Source organism: Mycobacterium sp. (genome assembly GCF_965229265.1).
Taxonomy (GTDB): Bacteria; Actinomycetota; Actinomycetes; order Mycobacteriales; family Mycobacteriaceae; genus Mycobacterium.
This window is the reverse complement of record NZ_CBDDIY010000010.1, coordinates 688,658-712,093: the sequence shown is the minus strand read 5'-3', so window position 1 is coordinate 712,093 and position 23,436 is coordinate 688,658. Positions and strand designations below refer to the sequence as shown.

Here is a 23,436-nt window from a genome sequence, read left to right as displayed (position 1 = left end):
GAATGAATTTGCATTGCACTGCATAACCATGCAGAATCGCGGGGTGACTTCGGTGGCGATTGCCGGTGCCAGCGGCTATGCCGGTGGCGAGATCCTGCGTCTTCTGCTCGGGCATCCGGCCTATGCGGACGGGCGGCTGAGCATCGGCGCGCTCACCGCCGCCGCCAGCGCGGGCACCCAACTCGGCGCACACCATCCGCACCTGCTGCCGCTGGCCGGCCGGGTGCTCGAGCCCACCGATGCGGCCGTCCTCACCGGGCATGACGTGGTGTTCCTGGCCCTGCCGCATGGTCACTCGGCAGCGCTGGCCGAACAACTTGGCGGGAGCACCGTCATCATCGACTGCGGCGCCGACTTCCGGCTCACCGACGCCGACGACTGGCAGCGCTTCTACGGCTCCCCGCACGCCGGCAGCTGGCCCTACGGTCTGCCCGAACTGCCCGGCGGCCGGGAGAAACTGCGCGGTGCCACCCGCGTCGCGGTGCCCGGCTGCTATCCGACCGCCGCCCTGCTGGCACTGCTGCCCGCGGTCGCCGAGGATCTCGTCGAGCCGGCTGTCACCGTCGTGGCGGTCAGCGGTACCTCCGGTGCCGGCCGGGCCGCCAAGGTCGACCTGCTGGGCTCGGAAGTGATCGGCTCGGCGCGGGCCTACAGCATCGCCGGCGCGCACCGCCACACCCCCGAGATCGCCCAGGGGCTGCGTGCCATGACCGATCGGAACGTCACCGTCTCGTTCACCCCGGTGCTGATCCCCACCTCCCGCGGGATCCTGGCCACCTGCACCGCGCGGACCACCGCCCCGCTGTCGCAAATCCGCGCCGCCTACGAAAAGGCTTACGACGCAGAACCGTTCATTCACCTGCTGCCGGAGGGTCAGCTGCCCCGCACCGGCGCGGTGATCGGCAGCAACGCCGCGCAACTGGCCGTGGCGGTGGACGCCGACGCCGGCGTCCTGGTAGCGGTCTGCGCGATTGACAACCTCGTGAAAGGCACCGCCGGTGCGGCCGTGCAATCAATGAACCTCGCCCTGCGCTGGCCGGAAACCGAAGGACTGTCGATCGTGGGAGTGGCGCCGTGACCCTGGCTGATAGCACGAAATTGGTTCGGACCCAGGGGGTTACCGCGCCCGCCGGGTTCCGTGCCACCGGCATCGCGGCCGGGATCAAGAAGTCCGGTGCACTGGACCTGGCCCTGGTGTTCAACGAAGGCCCCGACTATGCGGCCGCCGGGGTGTTCACCCGCAACCAGGTCAAGGCCGCCCCGGTGCTGTGGAGCCAGCAGGTGCTCACCACCGGCCGGCTGCGCGCGGTCCTGCTGAACTCCGGCGGTGCCAACGCCTGCACCGGGCCGGCGGGGTTTCAGGACGCGCACGCCGCCGCGGAGGCGCTGGCCGCCGAGCTGTCGGACTGGGGCACCGAGACCGGACCGATCGAGGTCGCGGTCTGCTCGACCGGCCTGATCGGGGACCGGCTGCCGATGGACAAGGTGCGCAGCGGGATCACCGAGATCGTCCACGAACTCGGCGGTGGGCTCACCGGCGGCGAAGAGGCCGCCCGGGCCATCATGACCACCGACACCGTGCCCAAACAGGTTGCGCTGCACCATACTCCCGCGTCGGGGGAGAACTGGACGGTCGGCGGCATGGCCAAAGGTGCCGGCATGCTGGCGCCGTCGCTGGCCACCATGCTGGTGGTGCTGACCACCGACGCCGTCGCCGATTCGACCGCGCTGGACACCGCGCTGCGCCGGGCCACCGCCAAGACCTTCGACCGTCTCGACGTGGACGGCAGCTGTTCCACCAACGACACCGTGCTGCTGCTGGCCTCCGGCGCCAGTGAGATCAGGCCCAGCCAGCACGATCTGGACGCCGCCGTGCTGCGGGTGTGCGACGACCTGTGCGCACAGCTGCAGGCCGATGCCGAAGGCGTCACCAAGCGCATCGCGATCACCGTCACCGGCGCACCCAGCGACGACGACGCGGTAACGGCCGCGCGGATCATCGCGCGCGACAGCCTGGTCAAGACGGCGCTGTTCGGTTCCGACGCGAACTGGGGCCGGGTGCTGGCCGCGGTCGGGATGTCACCGTTCACGCTTGACCCGCAACGGATCTCGGTGTCATTCAACGGCTTCCCGGTATGCATCGACGGGGCCGGCGCACCCGGTGCCCGCGATGTCGACCTGGCGGGCGCCGACGTCGACGTCACCGTCGACCTGAGACTCGGCGACGGTCAGGCGACCATCCGCACCACCGATCTCTCACACGCCTACGTCGAAGAGAACTCGGCCTACAGCTCATGACCGCCACCGCCACCAAAGCCGCGGTGCTCGCCGAGGCGCTGCCGTGGCTCACAGCGCTGCACCGCAAGATCGTCGTCGTCAAGTACGGCGGCAACGCCATGACCGACGACCGGCTCAAGGCCGCCTTCGCCGCCGACATGGTGTTCCTGCGCAACGTCGGCGTCCACCCGGTCGTGGTGCATGGCGGCGGGCCGCAGATCAGTGCGATGCTCAAACGACTCGGCATCCCGGGCGAATTCAAGGGTGGCTTCCGGGTCACCACGCCCGAGGTGCTCGACGTCGCGCGGATGGTGTTGTTCGGTCAGGTCGGTCGTGAGCTGGTGAACCTGATCAATGCCCACGGCCCCTACGCAGTCGGGATCACCGGCGAGGACGCTCAGTTGTTGACCGCGGTGCGCCGCGGCGTCACCGTCGACGGGGTGCTCACCGACATCGGTCTGGTTGGCGACGTCGATCACGTCAACACCACCGCTGTGCTGGATCTCATTGCCGCCGGCCGTATTCCGGTGATCTCGACGATCGCCCCCGACGTCGACGGGGTGGTGCACAACATCAACGCCGACACCGCCGCGGCGGCCGTGGCCGAGGCGCTGGGTGCGGAGAAGCTGCTGATGCTCACCGACGTCGAAGGTCTCTACACCCGCTGGCCCGACCGGGACTCACTGGTCAGCCAGATCAACACCGCCGACCTGGCCGAGCTGTTGCCCAGTCTGGAGACCGGCATGATCCCCAAGATCGAGGCCTGCCTGCGGGCAGTCGAGGGCGGCGTCCCCAGCGCGCACGTCATCGACGGCCGGGTCGAGCACTGTGTGCTGGTGGAACTGTTCACCGACGAGGGCACCGGAACGAAGGTGGTGAGCCCGTGAATACCGAAGCGGTTCAACAGCGTTGGCAATCGGTCATGATGGACAACTACGGCACCCCGCCGGTCGCACTGGCCAGCGGCGAGGGTGCGGTCGTCACCGACGTCGACGGCAAGTCCTACCTCGACCTGCTCGCCGGTATCGCGGTCAACGTCCTCGGCCACCGCCACCCCGCGGTCATCGAGGCCGTCACCACCCAGCTGAACACGCTGGGACACACCTCGAACCTGTATGCCACCGAACCCGGCGTCGCGCTGGCCGAGGCACTCGTCGACCAGCTCGGCGCCGATACCGGCGCCCGGGTGTTCTTCTGCAACTCCGGCACCGAAGCCAACGAGGTCGCCTTCAAGATCACCCGGTTGACCGGGCGGACCAAACTCGTTGCCGCCCAGGGCGCCTTCCACGGTCGCACGATGGGCTCGCTGGCGCTGACCGGCCAACCCAGCAAGCAGGCCCCGTTCGAACCGCTGCCCGGCTACGTCACCCACATCCCGTACGGCGACGTCAACGCACTGGCCGACGCGGTCAGCGACGAGACCGCCGCCGTATTCCTCGAACCGATCATGGGGGAGGGCGGCGTCGTCGTCCCGCCGGCGGGGTACCTGGTCGCCGCGCGGGAGATCACCAGCCGCCACGGCGCCCTGCTGGTCCTCGACGAGGTCCAGACCGGGGTGGGGCGCACCGGCGCGTTCTTCGCCCACCAGCACGACGGCATCACCCCCGATGTGGTGACCCTGGCCAAGGGGCTGGGCGGGGGATTGCCGATCGGGGCGTGCCTGGCCATCGGGCCAGCCGCCGGCCTGATGACACCGGGCTTGCACGGCAGCACATTCGGCGGCAACCCGGTGTGCACCGCGGCCGCGCTGGCGGTCCTGCGGGTGCTGGCCGCCGAGGATCTGGTCGAACGCGCCGACGTGCTCGGCAAGACGCTGAGCCACGGCATCGAAGCACTGGGCCACCCGCTGGTCGATCACGTCCGCGGCCGCGGCCTGCTACGCGGTGTCGTGCTCACCGCCCCGCAGGGCAAGGCCGTCGAAACCGCCGCCCGCAGCGCCGGATTCCTGGTCAACGCCGCCGCCCCCGACGTGGTCCGGCTCGCGCCGCCGCTGATCATCACCGAAGCCCAGATCGACAGCTTCCTGACGGCGCTGCCGACGATCCTTGACGAGGCCCAGATATGAGCACGGTGCGGCATTTCCTGCGTGACGACGACCTGACGCCCGCCGAGCAGGCCGAGGTGCTGGCGCTGGCCGCCGAGCTCAAGAAGAACCCGATGAGCCGGCGCCCCCTTGAGGGCCCGCGCGGGGTCGCGGTGATTTTCGACAAGAACTCCACCCGCACCCGGTTCTCCTTCGAGATCGGTATCGCCCAGCTCGGCGGGCACGCCGTCGTGGTCGACGGCCGCGCCACCCAGCTCGGCCGCGAGGAGACCCTCGAGGACACCGGCCGGGTGCTGTCGCGCTACGTCGACGCGATCGTGTGGCGCACCTTCGCCCAACAGCGCCTGGCCGCGATGGCCTCGGCGGCAACGGTTCCGGTGATCAACGCACTGTCCGACGAGTTCCATCCCTGCCAGGTGCTGGCCGACCTGCAGGCGCTGGCCGAACGCAAGGGGTCACTGGCCGGGCTGCGGATGACCTACTTCGGTGACGGTGCCAACAACATGGCGCACTCGCTGATGCTGGGCGGGGTGACCGCCGGGGTGCACGTGACCATCGCCGCGCCGGCCGGATTCGAGCCGCACCCGCTGTTCGTCGCCGCCGCTGAGCGGCGGGCACAGCAGGCCGGTGCCACGGTCAGCCTCACCACCGACCCGGTCGCCGGCGCCAAGGGCGCCGACGTGCTGGTCACCGACACCTGGACGTCGATGGGGCAGGAGAACGACGGCCTGGATCGGGTCGGGCCGTTCCGGCCGTTCCAGCTCAACGCGGGCCTGCTTGCTCATGCTGACTCCGAAGCCGTTGTGCTGCATTGCCTTCCGGCACATCGCGGCCAAGAGATCACCGACGAGGTGATCGACGGCCCGCACAGCGCAGTGTGGGACGAGGCCGAGAACCGGCTGCATGCCCAGAAAGCGCTGCTGGTGTGGCTGCTGGAGCAGCGATGAGCGCTTGCGCGAAGAGCCGAGGGCAGCGATGAGCGCTTGCGCGAAGAGCCGAGGGCAGCGATCCCGATGAGCACTGAAGTCAGCTCCACCCGCGCTGGCCGGCAGGCCAAGATCGTGGCGATCCTGTCGTCCCAGTCGGTGCACAGCCAGGGCGAGCTCGCGACGTTGCTGGCCGACGACGGCATCGAGGTCACCCAGGCGACTCTGTCGCGCGACCTCGAGGAGCTCGGCGCGGTCAAACTGCGGGGTGCCGACGGCGGCGTCGGGGTCTACGTGGTGCCCGAGGACGGCAGCCCGGTGCGTGGGGTCGCCGGCGGCACCGAACGGGTCACTCGCCTGCTCGCCGATCTGCTGGTCTCCACCGACGCCAGCGGTAACCTTGCCGTGCTGCGCACCCCGCCCGGGGCGGCGCATTATCTTGCCAGTGCGATCGACCGGGCAGCGTTGCCCGACGTCGTGGGCACGATCGCCGGCGACGACACCATCTTCGTGGTGGCCCGCGAGCCGATGACCGGCGCGCAACTGGCCACCATGTTCGAGAACATCCGTTAACCAGCCCGAACAACAAAGGAGCACTTCATGTCCGAACGCGTCATCTTGGCGTATTCCGGCGGTCTGGACACCTCGGTGGCCATCAGCTGGATCGGCAAGGAGACCGGCCGTGAGGTGGTGGCCGTTGCCATCGACCTCGGCCAGGGTGGTGAGGACATGGAGGTGGTCCGCCAGCGTGCCCTCGATTGCGGTGCCGTCGAGGCCGTCGTCGTCGACGCCCGTGACGAGTTCGCCGAGCAGTACTGCCTGCCGGCCATCCAGTCCAACGCCCTCTACATGGACCGCTACCCGCTGGTGTCGGCGCTGAGCCGGCCGCTGATCGTCAAGCACCTGGTCGAGGCGGCCCGCGAACATCGGGGCGGCATCGTCGCGCACGGCTGCACCGGCAAGGGCAACGATCAGGTCCGCTTCGAGGTGGGGTTCGCCTCGTTGGCACCCGATCTGGAGGTGCTGGCTCCGGTCCGCGACTACGCCTGGACCCGGGAGAAGGCCATCGCCTTCGCCGAGCAGAACGATATCCCGATCAATGTCACCAAGCGTTCGCCGTTCTCCATCGACCAGAACGTGTGGGGCCGCGCGGTGGAAACCGGCTTCCTGGAGCACCTCTGGAATGCGCCGACCAAGGACGTCTACGACTACACCGAGGATCCGACGCTCAACTGGAACACCCCCGACGAGGTTATCGTCGGCTTCGAGAAGGGGGTGCCGGTCTCCATAGATGGGCGCGGCGTTTCCGTCTTGGAGGCCATCGTCGAGCTGAATCGGCGGGCGGGCGCCCAGGGGGTCGGCCGGCTCGACGTCGTCGAAGACCGTCTGGTCGGCATCAAGAGCCGCGAGATCTACGAGGCGCCCGGCGCGATGGTGCTGATCACCGCGCACACCGAGCTCGAGCATGTGACGCTGGAGCGTGAGCTGGGCCGATTCAAGCGGGGGACCGACCGCAAGTGGGGAGAGCTGGTGTACGACGGACTGTGGTTCTCGCCGCTGAAGCGATCGCTGGAGGCGTTCGTCGCCGACACCCAGAAGCATGTCACCGGTGAGATCCGGATGGTGCTGCACGGCGGCCACATCGCCGTCAACGGCCGGCGCAGCCCGACGTCGCTCTACGACTTCAACCTGGCCACCTACGACGAGGGCGACACGTTCGACCAGTCGTCGGCCAAGGGCTTCGTGCACGTGCACGGCCTGTCGTCGAAAATCGCCGCGCGCCGGGATTTGGGCTTGTGACCACCCCGCCCCATTCGCGAGCGTGCGTGTCGGTACGGCGACACGCCGCCGAAGCGAGACATTCACGCACGCTCGCGGATACGAAGTCGTGAGCACCAACGAGGGCTCGCTGTGGGGTGGGCGGTTCGCCGACGGGCCGGCGCCGGCGCTGGCGGCGCTGAGCAAGTCCACCCACTTCGACTGGGTGCTCGCTCCCTACGACGTCGCGGCGTCCAAGGCGCACGCCAAGGTGCTGCACAGTGCGGGGCTGCTGACCGAGGAGCAGCGCGACGGATTGCTGGCCGGCCTGGACAGCCTGGGCGCCGACGTCGCCGACGGCAGCTTCACGCCGCTGGCCAGCGACGAGGATGTACACGGCGCGCTGGAGCGCGGTTTGATCGACCGGGTCGGCGCCGACCTCGGCGGGCGGCTGCGGGCCGGCCGGTCGCGTAATGACCAGGTGGCCACCCTGTTTCGGATGTGGCTGCGCGACGCCATGGGTCGCGTCGCCGATGGCGCCCTCGAGGTGGTCTCGGCGCTGGCCACCCAGGCCGCCGCGCACCCGGCCGCGATCATGCCGGGCAAGACCCACCTGCAGGCCGCCCAGCCGGTACTGCTGGCCCACCACCTGCTCGCGCATGCCCATCCGCTGCTGCGCGACGTGGACCGTATCGTCGATTTCGACCGGCGTACCGCGGTGTCCCCGTACGGCTCCGGTGCACTGGCCGGCTCGTCGCTGGGGTTGGACCCCGACGCCATCGCCGCGGAGCTGGGATTCACCGCGGCGGCCGAGAACTCGATCGACGCGACAGCCGCCCGCGATTTCGCCGCGGAGGCCGCGTTCGTGCTGGCCATGATCGCCGTCGACCTTTCCCGGCTGGCCGAGGACATCATCCTCTGGAGCACAACCGAATTCGGCTACGTGACCCTGCACGACGCATGGTCGACCGGTAGTTCGATCATGCCGCAGAAGAAGAACCCCGACATCGCCGAGCTGGCCCGGGGCAAGTCCGGGCGGCTGATCGGCAATCTCACCGGCCTGCTGGCCACCCTCAAAGCGCAGCCGCTGGCCTACAACCGCGACTTGCAGGAGGACAAGGAACCGCTGTTCGACTCGGTGGGACAGCTGGAGCTGGTGCTGCCCGCGATGGCCGGGCTGGTCGCCACCTTGCGCTTCGACACCGAGCGGATGGCCGCGCTGGCGCCGGCCGGTTACACGCTGGCCACCGACGTCGCGGAATGGCTGGTGCGGCAGGGTGTTCCGTTCCGGGTGGCGCATGAGGCCGCCGGGGCGGCGGTGCGCACCGCCGAGGGGCGCGGAGTCGGGCTCGAGGCGCTGACCGACGACGAGCTGGCCCAGATCAGCCCGGCGCTGACACCACAGGTGCGGCAGGTGCTCACCGTCGACGGGTCGGTCTCCTCCCGCGATGCCCGCGGTGGGACGGCGCCGGTGCAGGTGGCAAAGCAACTCGCCGTTGTGCGCGAGACCGCGGACAGGTTGCGGCTGCAGCTGCGGTGAGTAGCACGGGTGCGGGCGGGGGATACCGCAGCGACAGTTCCGTGAATTGTGGTCGCCGATCCTGATCTGTGGCCGCGTTGCCGCGTCGGGCTTGAGCGTGAACAGCCGCGCGCCTCACTGAGCGTTGGCCGGTGCTTGCGGAATCCGGAGCATCGCTACCGGCGCTGCGCCGGGGATGCCATCGATCACCCCACGCTCTTCGAATCCCGACCGTAGGTAGAGCCGACGGTTGGCGGGGGTCGAGGACTCCAGGTAGGCGTACTGCCGACCCGCGTCAACAACGGCGAGATGGGTGGCCAACAGTCGGCTGCCGACGCCGAGGCCACGGGCTGCCGAGGACACCCCGATCTGGCCCAGGTACCAGTGCGGCACCGATGGGCGGGTGCGTTCCATCCGGAACAGGATGCGGGCCGCGGGGATCAGCCCCCGCACGCCCAGCGCTTCGGCGAAGCGGGGGAGTTCGAGCAGATGCCGCCACGTGGAGCCCCGCAGTGACCCGGGTGCCTCCCACGCGGCGGCTCCGACCACGACTCCGTCGCTATCCCGCACCGCGATGTCGACGGCGCCGGCCGGGTGGGGCCCGGAGCGCAGGATCGCAAGGAACAGGGTGGTCAGCCGTTCGCGTCGGCGATCGCAGGGTGGAAGGATGGCGGCCATCACTGGATCGTCGATGAAAGCTTCGGCGAGAATGACTGCGGCACTGGGCAATTGGTCAACACTGGCGCGAGTGATTGAGATCATGCTGACTCCTTCGGTAGAATGGTCCGGGTGGATACATTTCCACCGTAGCGGACGACGCCGGATGGGAAGGACGTGATGTGAGCAATCAGTCACCGCGGCGGGAGTACCTGCCGATCGACGAACGCCGGGAACGTCTCCTGAATGCGGCCGTTGACGTGATGGTGGCCGACGGGGCCGACGCGGTGTCGCTGCGTTCCGTGGCCGCCCGGTCGGGCGTGGCGCATCGGGTCGTGCACTACGCGTTCGGCTCGAAGGCGGAGTTGGTGTCGGCGATCCTCACCCGCGAGTCGGCTCGCCGCATGGCGCTGTTTTGGGATGTGCCCTTACCGCACGGTTCGTTGGAAGACGCGATTGCGCACTGCCTTCGCATGCTGGCCGCGGACCTGCGGGAAAGCCCCGAGCGTCATCAGGCGATGGCAGACCTGGCCTCGGGCGCCCGTGCCGACGCGCAACTGTCCGCGGCTGCCCGGGCTGAATCGGACGCCTACCATGCGGCCATCGTGGCGCGTCTCGAGGAATGGTGTACCTCGGTCGACCGAAGGTTGGTCATCCCGATCGACGTGGCGGCCGCCACGGTGCTGGCCGCCGCGAGCGGGCTGGTCGACTGGTGGCTCACGTGCCGTGACGACACAATCCTGGAGCCCGTCATCGCGCAACTTGGCGCCGCGTTCCGGGAGGTCGCTGTTCCGGTGTGATGCGAGGAAGTGTCAACTTGCCCACCACGACGAGGGCGATACGTTCGGCCACTGGCGACTCCGTCCCATCCGCGAGCGTGCGTGTCGGTACAGCGACACGCCGCTGACGCGAGACGTTCGCGCACGCTCGCCGGGGCCGCATGGCGCGCCGCCCGGCCCTATAGTCTTCGGCCATGGCCAGCAGGGGTCCCGGGTTGGGGTACGAGCTTTTTCGCCAGCGGCAGTTCACCGAACTGTGGTCGGCAAATCTGATCCTGACCCTCGGCTTGGTGATGCTGATGCTCGGCGTCGCCTGGGAGATGACGACGCTGACCGACAACCCCGTGTTGGTCAGCATGGTGCAGACGGTGATGAGTCTGCCGTTCGTGTTCTTCAGCGTTCCGCTGGGCGTGGCCAGCGATGCGGTGGGGCATCGCACCATGCTGTTGGCCTCGCAGGCCTGGATGCTGGTGATAACCGGCGTGATGGCCGTCATCGCGCTGTCCGGAGGGGTGGACTTCACCCCGCTATCGGTGCTGTCGCTGCTGTTCCTCATCGGGGTGGGGCTGGTGGCCCAACAGTCGGCGTGGAAGCCGTTTCTGCACGACTTCGTCCCGGAGGACAAGCTGGTCGCCGCCATCTCCTTCAACTCGCTGAGCAACAAGATCTCCCAGACCCTGGGACCCATCCTCGGCGGCTACCTGATGGGCCTGGCCGGTGCGGCAGTGGTGTTGTTCACCAGGGCGCTGTCGCACGTACTGATGATCATCACGTTGATTCGGTACCGCAACATTTCCCCGGCCCGCGCCCACGAGGCCGAGCAGTCCACTCCGGGGCGACGATCGCTGCGCGAGGGCTGGAATGCCCTGCGACGATCTCCACAGCTGTACGGCCCGATGATCCGTTGCGCCATCCAGATGGGCCCGTGCGCGGGGGTGCTGGCGTTGCTGCCGCTGGAGGCGAAGGAGAATGTCCAGACCGGGGCCATCGGGTTCGGCGGGCTGTTGGCGGCATTGGGCATCGGAACCACCGCGGGCGTGTCCCTGATGCCCCTGCTGCAGCGCCACATCCGGCTCAACATCATGACGACCGTCGCGGTGGCCGCCTTCGCAACCGCTGTCATCGGCATCAGCCGGTGGGACAGCATGGCGCTGGACGCATCGTTTCTGCTCGTGTTCGGGTTCTCCTGGAGTGTGCTGAGCGTCAGTCACCAGTTCGCCGTCCAGACGCGGGCACCGAAGGACATGCGCGGGCTGATGACGTCGATCTACTCCCTGGTCCAGCAGGGGGCGATGGCACTGGGCAGTTTCGGCTTCGGCGTGATCGCACACCAGGCCGGTGTGAGCCGCAGCATCCTGATCGCGGGAATCATCGCGGCGTTCGGTCTGCTGTTGGTTCGGTTCTACCCGATGCCGGAAGTCGAAGCCGAGGCGTCAGCCGCCTGACTCGATCAGGTCGGACAACTCCAGCCACCGGTTCTCCTTGTCGACCACCTCGGCCTCCAGCGCGCGCAACTCCTGGGTCAGCGCGCTGATGCCCACATGATCGGACTGGTCGTGCTCGGCCAGCTCGACGTGTTTGGCATTGACCCGTTCGGACAGCTTCGCCAGTGCGCGGTCCAGTGCCGCGACTTCCTTTTCCACACTGCGCAATTCGGCACCGGAAAGGGCCGGCTGGGCGGTCGATTCGCGACTCGACGAGGCCGTCGCGCTGACCCCTTCGTGCCGGCGGGCGGCGATGCGCAGATACTCGTCGACACCGCCCGGCAGGTGGCGCAGGTGACCGTCGAGAATCGCGTACTGCTGATCGGTGATCCGCTCCAGCAGGTAGCGGTCGTGGGACACCACGATCAGTGTGCCCGGCCAGGAGTCCAGCAGATCCTCGGTGGCCGAGAGCATGTCGATGTCGACATCGTTGGTCGGCTCGTCGAGCACCAGCACGTTGGGCTCCTCGAGCAGGGTCAGCATCAGTTGCAGGCGACGGCGTTGCCCGCCGGAGAGCTCACCCACCCGGGCTGAGAGCTGGTCGCGGCGAAAACCCAAGCGCTCCAGGAGTTGCGTTGGCGTCATCTCCTTGCCTTCGACCAGGTAGCCGGCCTTGAGCCGGCCGATCACCTCGCGCACCATGTCGCCGGCGATCTCGGTGAGCCGGCTGGACTGCTGGTCGAGCATCGCCAGGCGGACGGTCTTCCCGCGTTTGACGCGCCCGGTGTCCGGGTCCACGGTCCCGGCGATCAGGCCGAGCAGCGTCGACTTACCCGCGCCGTTGGCACCGACGATGCCGGTTCGCTCACCGGGACCGATTCGCCATTCGATGTCGCGCAGCACCGGCTTGCCGGCATAGGACACCGACACGTCGAGCAGGTCGATGACGTCCTTGCCCAGCCGCGCGGTCGCCAGCTTGGCCAGTTCGACGTTGTTGCGTAGCGGCGGCACATCTTCGATCAGCTGATTGGCCGCCTCGATGCGGAACCGGGGCTTGGACGTGCGGGCCGGGGCCCCGCGCCGCAGCCAGGCCAGTTCCTTGCGCATCAGGTTCTGCCGCTTGGCTTCCGAGGCCGCCGCGACCCGGTCCCGCTCGACCCGTTGCAGCACGTACGCCGCGTACCCGCCGTCGAACGGTTCGACGATCCCCCCGGATGCAGTGGAGTGCACCTCCCAGGTGGTGTTGGCGACCTCGTCGAGGAACCAGCGATCGTGGGTGACGATCAGCAGGCCACCGGCGTTGCGGGGCCAGCGCTGTTTGAGGTGCTCGGCCAGCCAGGTGATGCCCTCGATGTCGAGGTGGTTGGTCGGCTCGTCCAGGGCGATCACATCCCAGTCGCCGATCAGCAGCGCCGCCAGCTGCACCCGGCGACGCTGACCGCCCGACAGCGCCGACACGCTTAGCTGCCAGTCGATGTCGGACACCAGACCGGTGACCACGTCGCGGATGCGGGGATTGCCCGCCCACTCGTGCTCGGGCAGATCGCCGACGAGCACCGTGCCCACGGTGGCGTCCGGAGGCAGGGTGTCGGCCTGGTCCAGTGCGACCACGCGCAACCCGCCGCGCCGGGTCACCCGTCCTCCATGGGGGGTGATCTGCCCGGTGAGCATTCCCATCAGGCTGGACTTGCCGTCGCCGTTGCGTCCGACGATGCCGATCCGCGCGCCCTCGTTGACGCCCAGCGTCACGGACTCGAAGACGACCTGAGTCGGATACTCGAGATGGAGGGCTTCGGCGCCGAGCAGGTGTGCCACTGATATGACCCTAGTGGGGGCCGAAAGCCGGGACTGGGGTGCGGTCGCAAACCGGCCGGCCGGACACCGGCCTTGTGCCATGATGTGCAGGCTGTCGGGGCCTCACGCAGCAACGATGGCGGACAGGGGAGCAGCCGTGGATCTGAACTTGTCGGCGGTCACCAGGCCGATGGAGCGCTTGATGGCCACCGCGCAGAACGGTTTCGAGGTTCTGCGCTGGGGTGGGTTGGAAACCGGCGTGGTGCCCTCGCCGTTCCAGATCGTCGAGAGCAAATCGATGTACAAGCTCCGGCGGTACTTTCCGCCGGACAACCGGCCAGGTCAGCCGCCGGCCGGGCCGCCGGTGCTGATGGTGCATCCGATGATGATGTCGGCCAACATGTGGGATGTCACCCAGGAGGACGGTGCCGTCGGCATCCTGCACGCCGCGGGTATCGATCCGTGGGTGATCGACTTCGGCTCACCCGACGAGATCGAAGGCGGGATGGAGCGCACCCTGACCGACCACATCGTCGCGCTCAGTGAGGCCATCGAAACCGTCAAGGAGGCGACCGGCCAGGGTGTGCACCTGGTCGGCTACTCCCAGGGCGGCATGTTCTGCTACCAGACCGCCGCCTACCGCCGGTCCAAGGACATCGCCAGCATCGTGGCGTTCGGTTCTCCGGTGGACACCCTGGCAGCGCTGCCGATGGGCATCCCGCCGAACTTCGGTGCCGTGGCCGCCGACTTCATGGCCGATCACGTCTTCAACCACATGGACGTCCCGGGGTGGCTGGCCCGCACCGGTTTCCAGATGCTCGATCCGCTCAAGACCGCCAAGGCGCGCATCGACTTCCTGCTTCAGCTTCACGACCGCGAGGCTCTGCTGCCGCGTGAACAACAACGGCGGTTCCTCGACAAGGAAGGCTGGATCGCCTGGTCCGGTCCCGCGATCTCCGAGCTGCTCAAGCAGTTCATCGCCCACAACCGGATGATGACCGGCGGCTTCGCCATCAACGGCCAGCTGGTGACGCTGACCGACATCACCTGCCCGGTGCTGGCGTTCATCGGGGAGGTCGACGACATCGGCCAGCCCGCATCGGTGCGGGGCATCAGGCGCGCCGCGCCGACCGCCGAGGTGTACGAGGCGATGATCCGGGCGGGCCACTTCGGTCTGGTCGTCGGATCCAAGGCCGCCACCACCTCGTGGCCGACGGTGGCGGGATGGGTGCTGTGGCTGTCCGGCCAGGATTCGCGCCCGGTCAACATCGCACCCATGCAGGAGAGCGACGGCGAACCCTCAGAGTCGGGCGTGGCGCTGAGTTCGCGGGTCATGCACGGGGTGGCGGAGGCCTCGGGCCTGGCGCTGTCGCTGGCCCGGGGTGCGGCCGAGGCGGTGGTCAACGCCAACAAGTCGGTGCGCACCCTGGCCGTCGAAACCGCCCGCACCTTGCCGCGGTTGGTCCGGCTCGGCCAGATCAACGACCACACCCGCATCTCGTTGGGCCGCATCATCGACGAGCAGGCCGACGGCGCCCCCAACGGGGAGTTCCTGCTCTTCGACGGGCGCGTCCACACCTACGAAGCGGTCAACCGCCGGATCAACAACGTGGTGCGCGGCCTGATCGCGGTCGGTGTCCGGCAAGGCGTCCGGGTCGGTGTGCTCATGGACACCCGACCGTCGGCGCTGGTGGCGATCGCAGCGTTGTCCCGGCTGGGGGCCGTCGCGGTCCTGATGCCGCCGGACGCGGACCTCGCCCAGGCCGTCCGGCTGGGCGGGGTCACCCAGATCATCACCGACCCCGGCAACCTCGAGGCCGCGCTGCGGCTGCCGGTGCAGGTGCTGGTCCTCGGCGGCGGTGAATCTCGCGACCTCAACCTGCCCGCCGGCAGCGACGTCATCGACATGGAGCAGATCGACCCCGACGCCGTGGAGTTCCCGGGCTGGTACCGGCCGAACCCGGGATTCGCCCGCGACCTGGCTTTCATCGCGTTCAGTACCGTCGGCGGCGAGGTGGTGCCCAAGCAGATCACCAACTACCGCTGGGCATTGTCGGCGTTCGGCACCGCGTCGGCGGCCGCCCTGGGCCGCAGCGACACCGTGTACTGCCTGACCCCGCTGCACCACCAGTCCGGGCTGCTGGTCAGCCTGGGCGGCGCGGTGGTGGGAGGCGCGCGGATCGCATTATCGCGGGGTCTGCGCCCGGACCGCTTCCTGGCCGAGATTCGCCAGTACGGGGTGACCGTCGTGTCCTACACCTGGACGATGCTGCGCGACGTCGTCGACGACCCGCACTTCAGCCTGCACGGCAACCACCCGGTTCGGCTGTTCATCGGCTCGGGTATGCCGACCGGACTGTGGCAGCGGACCGTCGACGCCTTTGCCCCAGCCAACATTGTGGAGTTCTTCGCCACCACCGACGGGCAGGCGGTGCTGGCCAACGTGGCGGGCGCCAAGGTCGGCAGCAAGGGCCGCCCGCTGCCCGGGGCCGGGCAGGTCGAGTTGGCCGCCTACGACGCCGGCGACGACCTGATCCTGGAGGGCGAACGCGGGTTCGTCACGGTCGCCGAGCCCAACCAGGTCGGTGTGCTGCTGGCCCGCCCGTGGGGGCCGATCGACCCGACGGCGTCGGTCAAGCGCGGCGTCTTCGCCCCCGGCGACACCTGGATCTCCACCGAATACGTGTTCCGGCGGGACGCCGACGGCGACTTCTGGCTGCTCGGGAATCGGCCTATGTTGATCCGCACCGAGCGCGGGGTGGTGTTCCCGGAGCCGATCACCGATGCGATCAGCCGCATCGCGGCTGTCGACACCGCCGCGACGTATGGGGTGGAGGTGTCCGGCGGCATGATCGCGGTCACCGCCATCACCCTGCGGCCCGGGGCGACGGTCACCGTCGCGGATCTGACCGACGCGGTCGCCGCGATCCCGGTGGGGCTGGCGCCGGACCTCGTGCACGTGGTGCCGGAGATCCCGCTCAGCGCGACCTACCGGCCGACGGTGTCGGCGTTGCGGGCCGCCGGGGTGCCCAAGGCGTCGCGTAACGCTTGGCAATGGGACCCCGATACGGGGAAGTACAAGCGCTTCGTGGCGTCGGCACGTGCCCAGCTCTGCGGTACGCAGGATTGAGCTTCTGCCCAGGTCGTGCGGCGCTGTTAGGCTCGCCGATAGTCACAGGTGCCCACGCCTCGGAGGATTGCATGACAGCGCAGACCGTTACACGTCACTGGCGTCGCGCCGTCCGCGGCACGGCGGTCGGTGCACTCACCGCTGGTCTGTTGGCCGGATTCGGTTCGGTGCAGGCGCTCGCTGATCCGGGCACCACCACCCCCGCGACGCCCTCGGCGACCGCGAATTCCGACTCCGGGGTGCCCCAGTTCCAGAGCGCCGATCAGATGTTGTTGTTCATCGACCAGGAGTACGACCAGGGCGCCAGCGGCGGCCAGCTGTCGAATCTGATCAAGCAGGTGATGAAACTGCGGGCCCAGGGCATCAAGCCGTCGAGGACCAACATCGCCGAGATCCAGAACGCGCTGCAGTACCGCCCGAACCAGCGACCGCTGATCGACGCGTTGCAGGACACGCTGGGCTACCAGCAGAAGATCTATGCCCAGCTGCAGATCCTGCAGCAGGCACAACAGGCGCAACAGAACAATGCGGTGATGGGCGCTGGTCAGATGCCCAGCGACGGTAATCCGGCCATCGGTGGCAGTGCCCCGGCCGCTCCCATGCCACCGAGCCCGTAGTCCGCGCCGTGCTCGACGACACGCTGCTGACGATCCTGGTGTGCCCGGCCGACCGCGGCCCGCTGGTGCTCATCGATGACGAACTTCTCTACAACCCCCGGCTACACAAGGCCTACCGCATCGACGACGGCATCCCGGTGTTGCTGGTCGACGAGGCCGTCGACGTCGGGCCCGAGGAGCACGAGCGCCTGATGGCGCGGTCGGGCTCCTGATCCTGGCTACAGTTCCGGCAGCTGCCCGGTGAGATAGTGCTGAAGGTTCGGCGCGATCGTCTCGGCGACCCGCTCGGCCGGCAGTGACGCGAAGGGTTCGACCCCGACGATGTAGCGCGCTACCACCACCCCCAGAAGTTGAGACGCCACGAACTGCACCCGCAGCGGCCCGCTGCCCGGCGGGTTGTCGACGCGCGGGGCGACCTCGGCGGTGACCACCTCCTGCAGGAACGACCGGATCAGGCTGACCTCGGAACCCGCCAACAGCGATCGCAGGGTGGCGAGAAGACCCGTTCCCATCTCGGAGTCCCACAGCGGCAACAGGATTGACGGCAACACCCGGCCGAGGTCCTCGACGGGTGTTTCGCGCAGCGGCCCGAGCACCACCATGGGGTCGATCGGGATGTTGATAGCCGCGGTGAACAACTGCTGCTTGGTGCCGAAGTAGTGGTGCACCAGGGCCGAGTCGACGCCCGAGGCGGCGGCTATCCCGCGGATCGAGGTCTTGTCGAAACCATTGCGGGCAAACAACTCTCGTGCGCTGTGCAGGATCCGGTCGCGAGTATCGGAGACGCCGCGCGGCCGACCCGGTCGCTTGGCGTGCGCGGTCACGGAGTCCGCCGGCGCAGGGTCGCCGCGGCCAGCGCCAGGGCGAGCAGCGCGAAACCGAGCACCACCAGCATGTCGCGCACGGCGATGCCGGTCAGCGTGGTGTGCGCACTGACCTGCTGCAGGGCGTCGAGCGCATAGCTGGCCGGCATCGCGTTGCTGATCCATTCCAGCCAGGTCGGCATCTGGTGACGTGGCACGATGATCCCGGCCAGCAGCAACTGCGGGACGATGACGACCGGCATGAACTGCACCGCCTGAAACTCGGTGCGGGCGAACGCGCTTGCCAGCAGTCCAAGCCCGACGCCGAGAACCGCGTTGATCACTGCGATGACGAATACCCACAGTGGGCTGCCCTTGGTGTCGAAGCCGAGCAACCAGAACGACACCACGCAGGCCAGGATCGCCTGGGCGGCAGCGGCGATCGAGAACGCGGTGCCGTAGGCGGCCAGCAGGTCCAGGCGGCGCAACGGCGTGGTGAGGATGCGCTCCAGCGTGCCCGAGGCTCGTTCGCGCTGCATGGTGATCGAGGTGATCAGGAACATCACGAACAGCGGGAACAGGCCGAGCAGGATCAGGCAGGCCGTGTGGAACGGCGAGACCCTGCCAGGCACGGTGGGCACGTCGGCGAACATGAAGTACATCAGGGTGATCACGGCACTGGGGACCACCAGAATCATGGCGATGCTGCGGTGATCGCCGCGCAGCTGGCGCAGGATGCGGGTGGTGGTCGCCAGGTACGCGCCCAGATAGGTACGGAGACTCAGCCGGCCGTCGCTGCGGTGCTGTGCCTGATGACGAAAAGGAACGCTTCCTCCAGTGACGTGCATCCGGTCTCCTCACGTAGGCGGTCGGGGGTGGTGTGGGTCAGCAGCCGGCCCTCCCGCATGAGCAGCAGATCGGCACAGTGGTCGGCCTCGTCCATCACGTGGCTGGACACCAGCAGCGTGGTGCCGCGGCGGGCCAGTGCGTGGAACTGGGCCCACAGGTCGACGCGCAGCACCGGGTCAAGGCCGACGGTCGGTTCGTCGAGCACCAGCAGGTCGGGCTGGCAGACCAGCGCGCAGGCCAGCGACACCCGGGCGCGCTGGCCACCGGAGAGGTTGCCGCAGTAGGCCCCGGCATGGTCGCGCAACCCGACATCGTCGACCGCCGCATCGGCGGCCGCCGGGGGCGCGCCATAGAGCGCCGCGAAGTAGCGGACGTTGTCGATCACCCGCAGATCGTTGTAGACGGTCGGGTCCTGGGTGACGTAGCCGACCCGGCGGCGCAGGGCGGGGGAGCCGGCCGGGTGGCCGAGAACGGTGACGGTTCCCGCGGCCACGATCTGGGTGCCGACGATGCTGCGCATGAGGGTGGTCTTGCCGCAGCCGGACGGGCCGAGCAGCCCGGTCACGGTGCCGCGGGCGATCAGCACCGAGAAATCGTCCAGGACGGTGCGTCTGCCGCGGATCACCCGCAGGTGTTTGACGTCCACCGCGGCATCGACGTCGCCGGCAAGTAATTCATCACGAGATGAACTCATCACCCGATGAATAATCCTCTTCGGGCGCCACCCGGTCAACGTTTCGGGCAGAATCACCTCCGGTGAGCGCCGAGTTGCTGGACACCGACCCGGTAACGGCAGCCCGACTGCTTCTCGGCGGTGTGATCAGCTGCCGCGGCGTCAGCGCGCTGATCGTCGAGGTCGAGGCCTATGGCGGTCCGCCGGACGGGCCCTGGCCGGATGCCGCCTCGCACTCTTTTCGCGGCCCGGGGACGCGCAACGCGGTGATGTTCGGACCTGCTGGCCGGCTCTACACCTACCGCAGCCACGGCATCCATGTCTGCGCCAACGTCACGTGCGGCCCGGCGGGCACCGCCGCGGCGGTGCTGTTGCGCGCGGCCGCGATCGAGTCGGGCCTGGACACGGCCCAGGTCCGCCGCGGGCCAGCGGTCCGCCCGAGCGCCCTGGCGCGCGGCCCCGGCAACCTGTGCTCGGCGTTGGGCATCACGATGGACGACTACGGTCTCGACCTGTTCGGCACCGCATCGCCGGTGACGCTGCGACTCGGTGACGGCGGGCCGGACACCGCCGGGCCGCGAGTCGGGGTGTCGCAGGCGGCGGATCGGGAGTGGCGGTTGTGGCTGACCGGCCGTCCGGAAGTGTCGGCCTACCGACGCAGTCCCCGCGCCCCAACCCCGGGCGCGAGCGACTGAGCCCAGGCCATACGGGAGGATCGACGCATGAGTGACGCTTGCGGAGCGAATCAAGTGCAGACGTGCACGACGATCCTGGACGAGTTGAGCTGGCGCGGACTGATCGCCCAGTCCACCGATATCGACGCGCTCGCCGCGGCGGCGCTGCAACCACCGATGACGGTCTACGCCGGGTTCGACCCGACCGCGCCGAGTCTGCATGCGGGAAACCTGGTGCCGTTGCTCACACTTCGGCGCTTCCAGCGCGCCGGTCACCGACCGATCGTGTTGGCCGGCGGGGCGACCGGGATGATCGGTGATCCTCGCGACACCGGCGAGCGGACGTTGAACACCGGCGACACGGTGGCTCAGTGGGCGGAGCGGATCCGTGGCCAGCTCGAGCGGTTCGTCGATTTCGACGACTCACCCAGCGGCGCCGTCGTGGAGAACAATCTGGACTGGACCGCACGGCTGAGCGCGATCGACTTCCTGCGCGACGTCGGCAAGCATTTCTCGGTCAACGTGATGCTCGACCGAGACACGATCCGGCGGCGCCTGGACGGAGAAGGCATCTCCTACACCGAGTTCAGCTACATGCTGTTGCAGGCCAACGACTACGTGGAGCTCAACCGGCGGTACGGCTGCTCGCTGCAGATCGGCGGTTCGGACCAGTGGGGCAACATCATTGCCGGGGTGCGGCTGGTCCGTCAGACGTTAGGTGCGACGGTTCACGCGCTGACCGTGCCGTTGGTCACATCGGCCGACGGCACCAAGTTCGGCAAGTCCACCGGCGGCGGAAGCCTGTGGCTGGACCCGGAGATGACCAGTCCGTACGCCTGGTACCAGTACTTCGTGAACACCGCCGATGCCGACGTCATCCGGTATCTGCGCTGGTTCACCTTCCTGTCGGCCGACGAACTCGGTGAGCTCGAGGAGGCCACCGCTAGCCGGCCGCACGAGCGCGCGGCGCAACGCCGGCTGGCCCGGGAGCTGACCACCCTGGTGCACGGCCAGGCCGCAACCGAGGCGGTGGAACACGCCTCGCAGGCCTTGTTCGGGCGCGGGGAACTGGCCCAGCTCGACGAGGCGACCCTGGCCGCGGCGTTGCGGGAGACCTCGGTGGCCGAACTGGGACCGGGCAGCCCCGACGGCATCGTCGACCTGTTGGTGGCGACGGGCCTGTCGGCCAGCAAGAAGGAAGCCAAACGCACCATCGGCGAGGGCGGAGTGTCGGTCAACAACGTGAAGATCGACAGCGACGACTGGGTGGCACAACCGTCCCACTTTCTGCACGGCCGCTGGCTGGTGCTGCGCCGAGGGAAGCGGAATGTGGCTGGGGTACAGCGCGTTTGACGCCTGCTGTTGGTCTGGAAACCCGCGTTTAGCAGGCGATTTGACTCCCAGTTAGCACTCACGTAACTTAATCCACGTCGCCGCGACGCGGTCAGCCCACAGAGCGCGACGGCAACTTCGAGGAATACTCCCGGACTCCGGGGTGTTCCAACTGTCCGCCCTACCACACGTGGCGAAAGTCGCGGGGTTGGTTTGCGCGGCCGGTGAAGGTGCCGGGTGTGTTGTTTGAGAACTCAATAGTGTGTTTGGTGGTTTTTGTTTGTTGTTTTTGGCCGCTCATGTGGGGGACTTCCCGTCTTCCTGTTGTGTGGGTGGTTGTTTTTTTGATGCCAGTTTTTGGTGTCTTTTTGTTAGGTCAGATTTTTCTGATTCGGATTCTGCCTCGTTTGGTCGAGGGGTTTTTGTTTGGAGAGTTTGATTCTGGCTCAGGACGAACGCTGGCGGCGTGCTTAACACATGCAAGTCGAACGGTAAGGCCTTTCGGGGTACACGAGTGGCGAACGGGTGAGTAACACGTGGGTGATCTGCCCTGCACTTTGGGATAAGCCTGGGAAACTGGGTCTAATACCGGATACACCCTGCTGGTCGCATGGCCTGGTGGGGGAAAGCTTTTGCGGTGTGGGATGGGCCCGCGGCCTATCAGCTTGTTGGTGGGGTGATGGCCTACCAAGGCGACGACGGGTAGCCGGCCTGAGAGGGTGTCCGGCCACACTGGGACTGAGATACGGCCCAGACTCCTACGGGAGGCAGCAGTGGGGAATATTGCACAATGGGCGCAAGCCTGATGCAGCGACGCCGCGTGAGGGATGACGGCCTTCGGGTTGTAAACCTCTTTCAGTAGGGACGAAGCGCAAGTGACGGTACCTATAGAAGAAGGACCGGCCAACTACGTGCCAGCAGCCGCGGTAATACGTAGGGTCCGAGCGTTGTCCGGAATTACTGGGCGTAAAGAGCTCGTAGGTGGTTTGTCGCGTTGTTCGTGAAAACTCACAGCTCAACTGTGGGCGTGCGGGCGATACGGGCAGACTGGAGTACTGCAGGGGAGACTGGAATTCCTGGTGTAGCGGTGGAATGCGCAGATATCAGGAGGAACACCGGTGGCGAAGGCGGGTCTCTGGGCAGTAACTGACGCTGAGGAGCGAAAGCGTGGGGAGCGAACAGGATTAGATACCCTGGTAGTCCACGCCGTAAACGGTGGGTACTAGGTGTGGGTTTCCTTCCTTGGGATCCGTGCCGTAGCTAACGCATTAAGTACCCCGCCTGGGGAGTACGGCCGCAAGGCTAAAACTCAAAGAAATTGACGGGGGCCCGCACAAGCGGCGGAGCATGTGGATTAATTCGATGCAACGCGAAGAACCTTACCTGGGTTTGACATGCACAGGACGCCGGCAGAGATGTCGGTTCCCTTGTGGCCTGTGTGCAGGTGGTGCATGGCTGTCGTCAGCTCGTGTCGTGAGATGTTGGGTTAAGTCCCGCAACGAGCGCAACCCTTGTCTCATGTTGCCAGCACGTAATGGTGGGGACTCGTGAGAGACTGCCGGGGTCAACTCGGAGGAAGGTGGGGATGACGTCAAGTCATCATGCCCCTTATGTCCAGGGCTTCACACATGCTACAATGGCCGGTACAAAGGGCTGCGATGCCGTGAGGTGGAGCGAATCCTTGTAAAGCCGGTCTCAGTTCGGATCGGGGTCTGCAACTCGACCCCGTGAAGTCGGAGTCGCTAGTAATCGCAGATCAGCAACGCTGCGGTGAATACGTTCCCGGGCCTTGTACACACCGCCCGTCACGTCATGAAAGTCGGTAACACCCGAAGCCGGTGGCCTAACCCCTTGTGGGAGGGAGCCGTCGAAGGTGGGATCGGCGATTGGGACGAAGTCGTAACAAGGTAGCCGTACCGGAAGGTGCGGCTGGATCACCTCCTTTCTAAGGAGCACCACGAGTATCAGGCCCGCCCACATCGTGTGGGGGTTCGGTGATCTGGTCGATTCGTTGGATGGGCCTGGCCTGTAGTGGGTTTCAGGTTCTGGTGCACGACAAACGAAACAAACATTCTGTGTCTTTGCTGCTTTGGTGGTGGGGGTGTGGGGTGGCTGCTGAACACACTATTGGGCTTTGAGACAACAGGCCCGTGCCCGGGGTTTCGGGTGGTGTCACCGTT

The 23,436-nt window shown here is 67.7% G+C and carries 20 protein-coding genes and 1 rRNA gene; 16 read left to right on the top strand and 5 right to left on the bottom strand.

Annotated features, from left to right (window positions below; all coding sequences use genetic code 11):
- Positions 1-28 precede the first annotated feature (28 nt).
- The 8 genes from argC (at position 29) to argH (ending at position 8,545) form a co-directional block, all read left to right on the top strand.
- Positions 29-1,078, top strand: coding sequence for an N-acetyl-gamma-glutamyl-phosphate reductase (argC, locus tag ADBZ9K_RS05530; RefSeq protein ID WP_526619018.1), 1,050 nt, complete (start codon positions 29-31; stop codon positions 1,076-1,078).
- Positions 1,075-2,298, top strand: coding sequence for a bifunctional glutamate N-acetyltransferase/amino-acid acetyltransferase ArgJ (gene argJ / locus ADBZ9K_RS05525; protein ID WP_526619017.1), 1,224 nt, complete (start codon positions 1,075-1,077; stop codon positions 2,296-2,298). Before argC ends, argJ begins: the two co-directional genes overlap by 4 nt.
- Positions 2,295-3,164: an acetylglutamate kinase gene (argB, locus tag ADBZ9K_RS05520; RefSeq protein WP_526619016.1), complete on the top strand. Its 870-nt coding sequence runs from the start codon at positions 2,295-2,297 to the stop codon at positions 3,162-3,164. The genes argJ and argB overlap by 4 nt, the downstream gene beginning before the upstream one ends.
- The gene (locus ADBZ9K_RS05515; protein WP_526619015.1) at positions 3,161-4,342 is read left to right on the top strand and encodes an acetylornithine transaminase; all 1,182 of its coding nucleotides are present in this window, start codon (positions 3,161-3,163) and stop codon (positions 4,340-4,342) included. Before argB ends, ADBZ9K_RS05515 begins: the two co-directional genes overlap by 4 nt.
- Complete coding sequence (gene argF / locus ADBZ9K_RS05510) at positions 4,339-5,268, top strand: ornithine carbamoyltransferase (RefSeq protein WP_526619014.1); 930 nt, start codon at positions 4,339-4,341, stop codon at positions 5,266-5,268. Before ADBZ9K_RS05515 ends, argF begins: the two co-directional genes overlap by 4 nt.
- 66 nt (positions 5,269-5,334) lie before the next feature.
- Entirely contained in the window at positions 5,335-5,820 is a 486-nt protein-coding gene (locus ADBZ9K_RS05505; RefSeq protein ID WP_526619012.1) for an arginine repressor, read from the top strand.
- Positions 5,821-5,847: 27 nt separating this feature from the next.
- Positions 5,848-7,047, top strand: coding sequence for an argininosuccinate synthase (locus ADBZ9K_RS05500; protein WP_526619010.1), 1,200 nt, complete (start codon positions 5,848-5,850; stop codon positions 7,045-7,047).
- Positions 7,048-7,135: 88 nt separating this feature from the next.
- Positions 7,136-8,545, top strand: a complete 1,410-nt coding sequence (gene argH / locus ADBZ9K_RS05495; RefSeq protein ID WP_526619008.1) for an argininosuccinate lyase — start codon at positions 7,136-7,138, stop codon at positions 8,543-8,545.
- Between the two features lie 114 nt (positions 8,546-8,659).
- Here argH and ADBZ9K_RS05490 read toward each other — a convergent pair whose 3' ends face one another.
- Positions 8,660-9,286 carry a GNAT family N-acetyltransferase gene (locus ADBZ9K_RS05490; protein ID WP_526619007.1) on the bottom strand — a complete coding sequence of 209 codons (627 nt, stop codon included), beginning with the start codon at positions 9,284-9,286 and terminating at the stop codon, positions 8,660-8,662.
- A gap of 77 nt (positions 9,287-9,363) precedes the next feature.
- Between ADBZ9K_RS05490 and ADBZ9K_RS05485 the strand changes: the two genes are divergently transcribed.
- Entirely contained in the window at positions 9,364-9,981 is a 618-nt protein-coding gene (locus ADBZ9K_RS05485; protein ID WP_526619005.1) for a TetR/AcrR family transcriptional regulator, read from the top strand.
- 173 nt (positions 9,982-10,154) lie between these two features.
- Positions 10,155-11,405 (top strand): MFS transporter, encoded by a 1,251-nt coding sequence (locus ADBZ9K_RS05480; RefSeq protein WP_526619004.1) that lies wholly within the window; start codon positions 10,155-10,157, stop codon positions 11,403-11,405.
- Here ADBZ9K_RS05480 and ADBZ9K_RS05475 read toward each other — a convergent pair.
- Complete coding sequence (locus ADBZ9K_RS05475) at positions 11,394-13,199, bottom strand: ABC-F family ATP-binding cassette domain-containing protein (protein WP_526619003.1); 1,806 nt, start codon at positions 13,197-13,199, stop codon at positions 11,394-11,396. The two genes, ADBZ9K_RS05480 and ADBZ9K_RS05475, sit on opposite strands and share 12 nt — an antisense overlap.
- Before the next feature lie 169 nt (positions 13,200-13,368).
- Here ADBZ9K_RS05475 and ADBZ9K_RS05470 point away from each other — a divergent pair, with 169 nt between their 5' ends.
- The 3 genes from ADBZ9K_RS05470 (at position 13,369) to ADBZ9K_RS05460 (ending at position 17,137) form a co-directional block, all read left to right on the top strand.
- Positions 13,369-16,308, top strand: coding sequence for an alpha/beta fold hydrolase (locus ADBZ9K_RS05470; protein WP_526620755.1), 2,940 nt, complete (start codon positions 13,369-13,371; stop codon positions 16,306-16,308).
- 71 nt (positions 16,309-16,379) lie between these two features.
- Entirely contained in the window at positions 16,380-16,925 is a 546-nt protein-coding gene (locus tag ADBZ9K_RS05465; protein WP_526619002.1) for a hypothetical protein, read from the top strand.
- A gap of 8 nt (positions 16,926-16,933) precedes the next feature.
- Positions 16,934-17,137, top strand: a complete 204-nt coding sequence (locus ADBZ9K_RS05460) for a Trm112 family protein (RefSeq protein ID WP_526619001.1) — start codon at positions 16,934-16,936, stop codon at positions 17,135-17,137.
- 6 nt (positions 17,138-17,143) lie between these two features.
- Here the strand turns inward: ADBZ9K_RS05460 and ADBZ9K_RS05455 are convergent, their stop codons facing one another.
- The 3 genes from ADBZ9K_RS05455 to ADBZ9K_RS05445 are packed head-to-tail and all read right to left on the bottom strand — an operon-like array spanning position 17,144 to position 19,274.
- The gene (locus tag ADBZ9K_RS05455) at positions 17,144-17,749 is read right to left on the bottom strand and encodes a TetR/AcrR family transcriptional regulator (protein ID WP_526619000.1); all 606 of its coding nucleotides are present in this window, start codon (positions 17,747-17,749) and stop codon (positions 17,144-17,146) included.
- Entirely contained in the window at positions 17,746-18,576 is an 831-nt protein-coding gene (locus ADBZ9K_RS05450; protein WP_526618999.1) for an ABC transporter permease, read from the bottom strand. The genes ADBZ9K_RS05455 and ADBZ9K_RS05450 overlap by 4 nt, the downstream gene beginning before the upstream one ends.
- Positions 18,510-19,274, bottom strand: coding sequence for an ABC transporter ATP-binding protein (locus ADBZ9K_RS05445; RefSeq protein ID WP_526618998.1), 765 nt, complete (start codon positions 19,272-19,274; stop codon positions 18,510-18,512). Before ADBZ9K_RS05445 ends, ADBZ9K_RS05450 begins: the two co-directional genes overlap by 67 nt.
- A 59-nt stretch (positions 19,275-19,333) precedes the next feature.
- Between ADBZ9K_RS05445 and ADBZ9K_RS05440 the strand changes: the two genes are divergently transcribed.
- The 3 genes from ADBZ9K_RS05440 to ADBZ9K_RS05430 all read left to right on the top strand — a co-directional run bounded on the left by ADBZ9K_RS05440 (position 19,334) and on the right by ADBZ9K_RS05430 (position 23,201).
- Positions 19,334-19,945, top strand: a complete 612-nt coding sequence (locus tag ADBZ9K_RS05440; RefSeq protein WP_526618997.1) for a DNA-3-methyladenine glycosylase — start codon at positions 19,334-19,336, stop codon at positions 19,943-19,945.
- Positions 19,946-19,972: 27 nt separating this feature from the next.
- The gene (tyrS, locus tag ADBZ9K_RS05435) at positions 19,973-21,277 is read left to right on the top strand and encodes a tyrosine--tRNA ligase (RefSeq protein WP_526618995.1); all 1,305 of its coding nucleotides are present in this window, start codon (positions 19,973-19,975) and stop codon (positions 21,275-21,277) included.
- 402 nt (positions 21,278-21,679) lie between these two features.
- Positions 21,680-23,201: ribosomal RNA gene (locus ADBZ9K_RS05430) — 16S ribosomal RNA — on the top strand.
- Positions 23,202-23,436 lie beyond the last annotated feature (235 nt).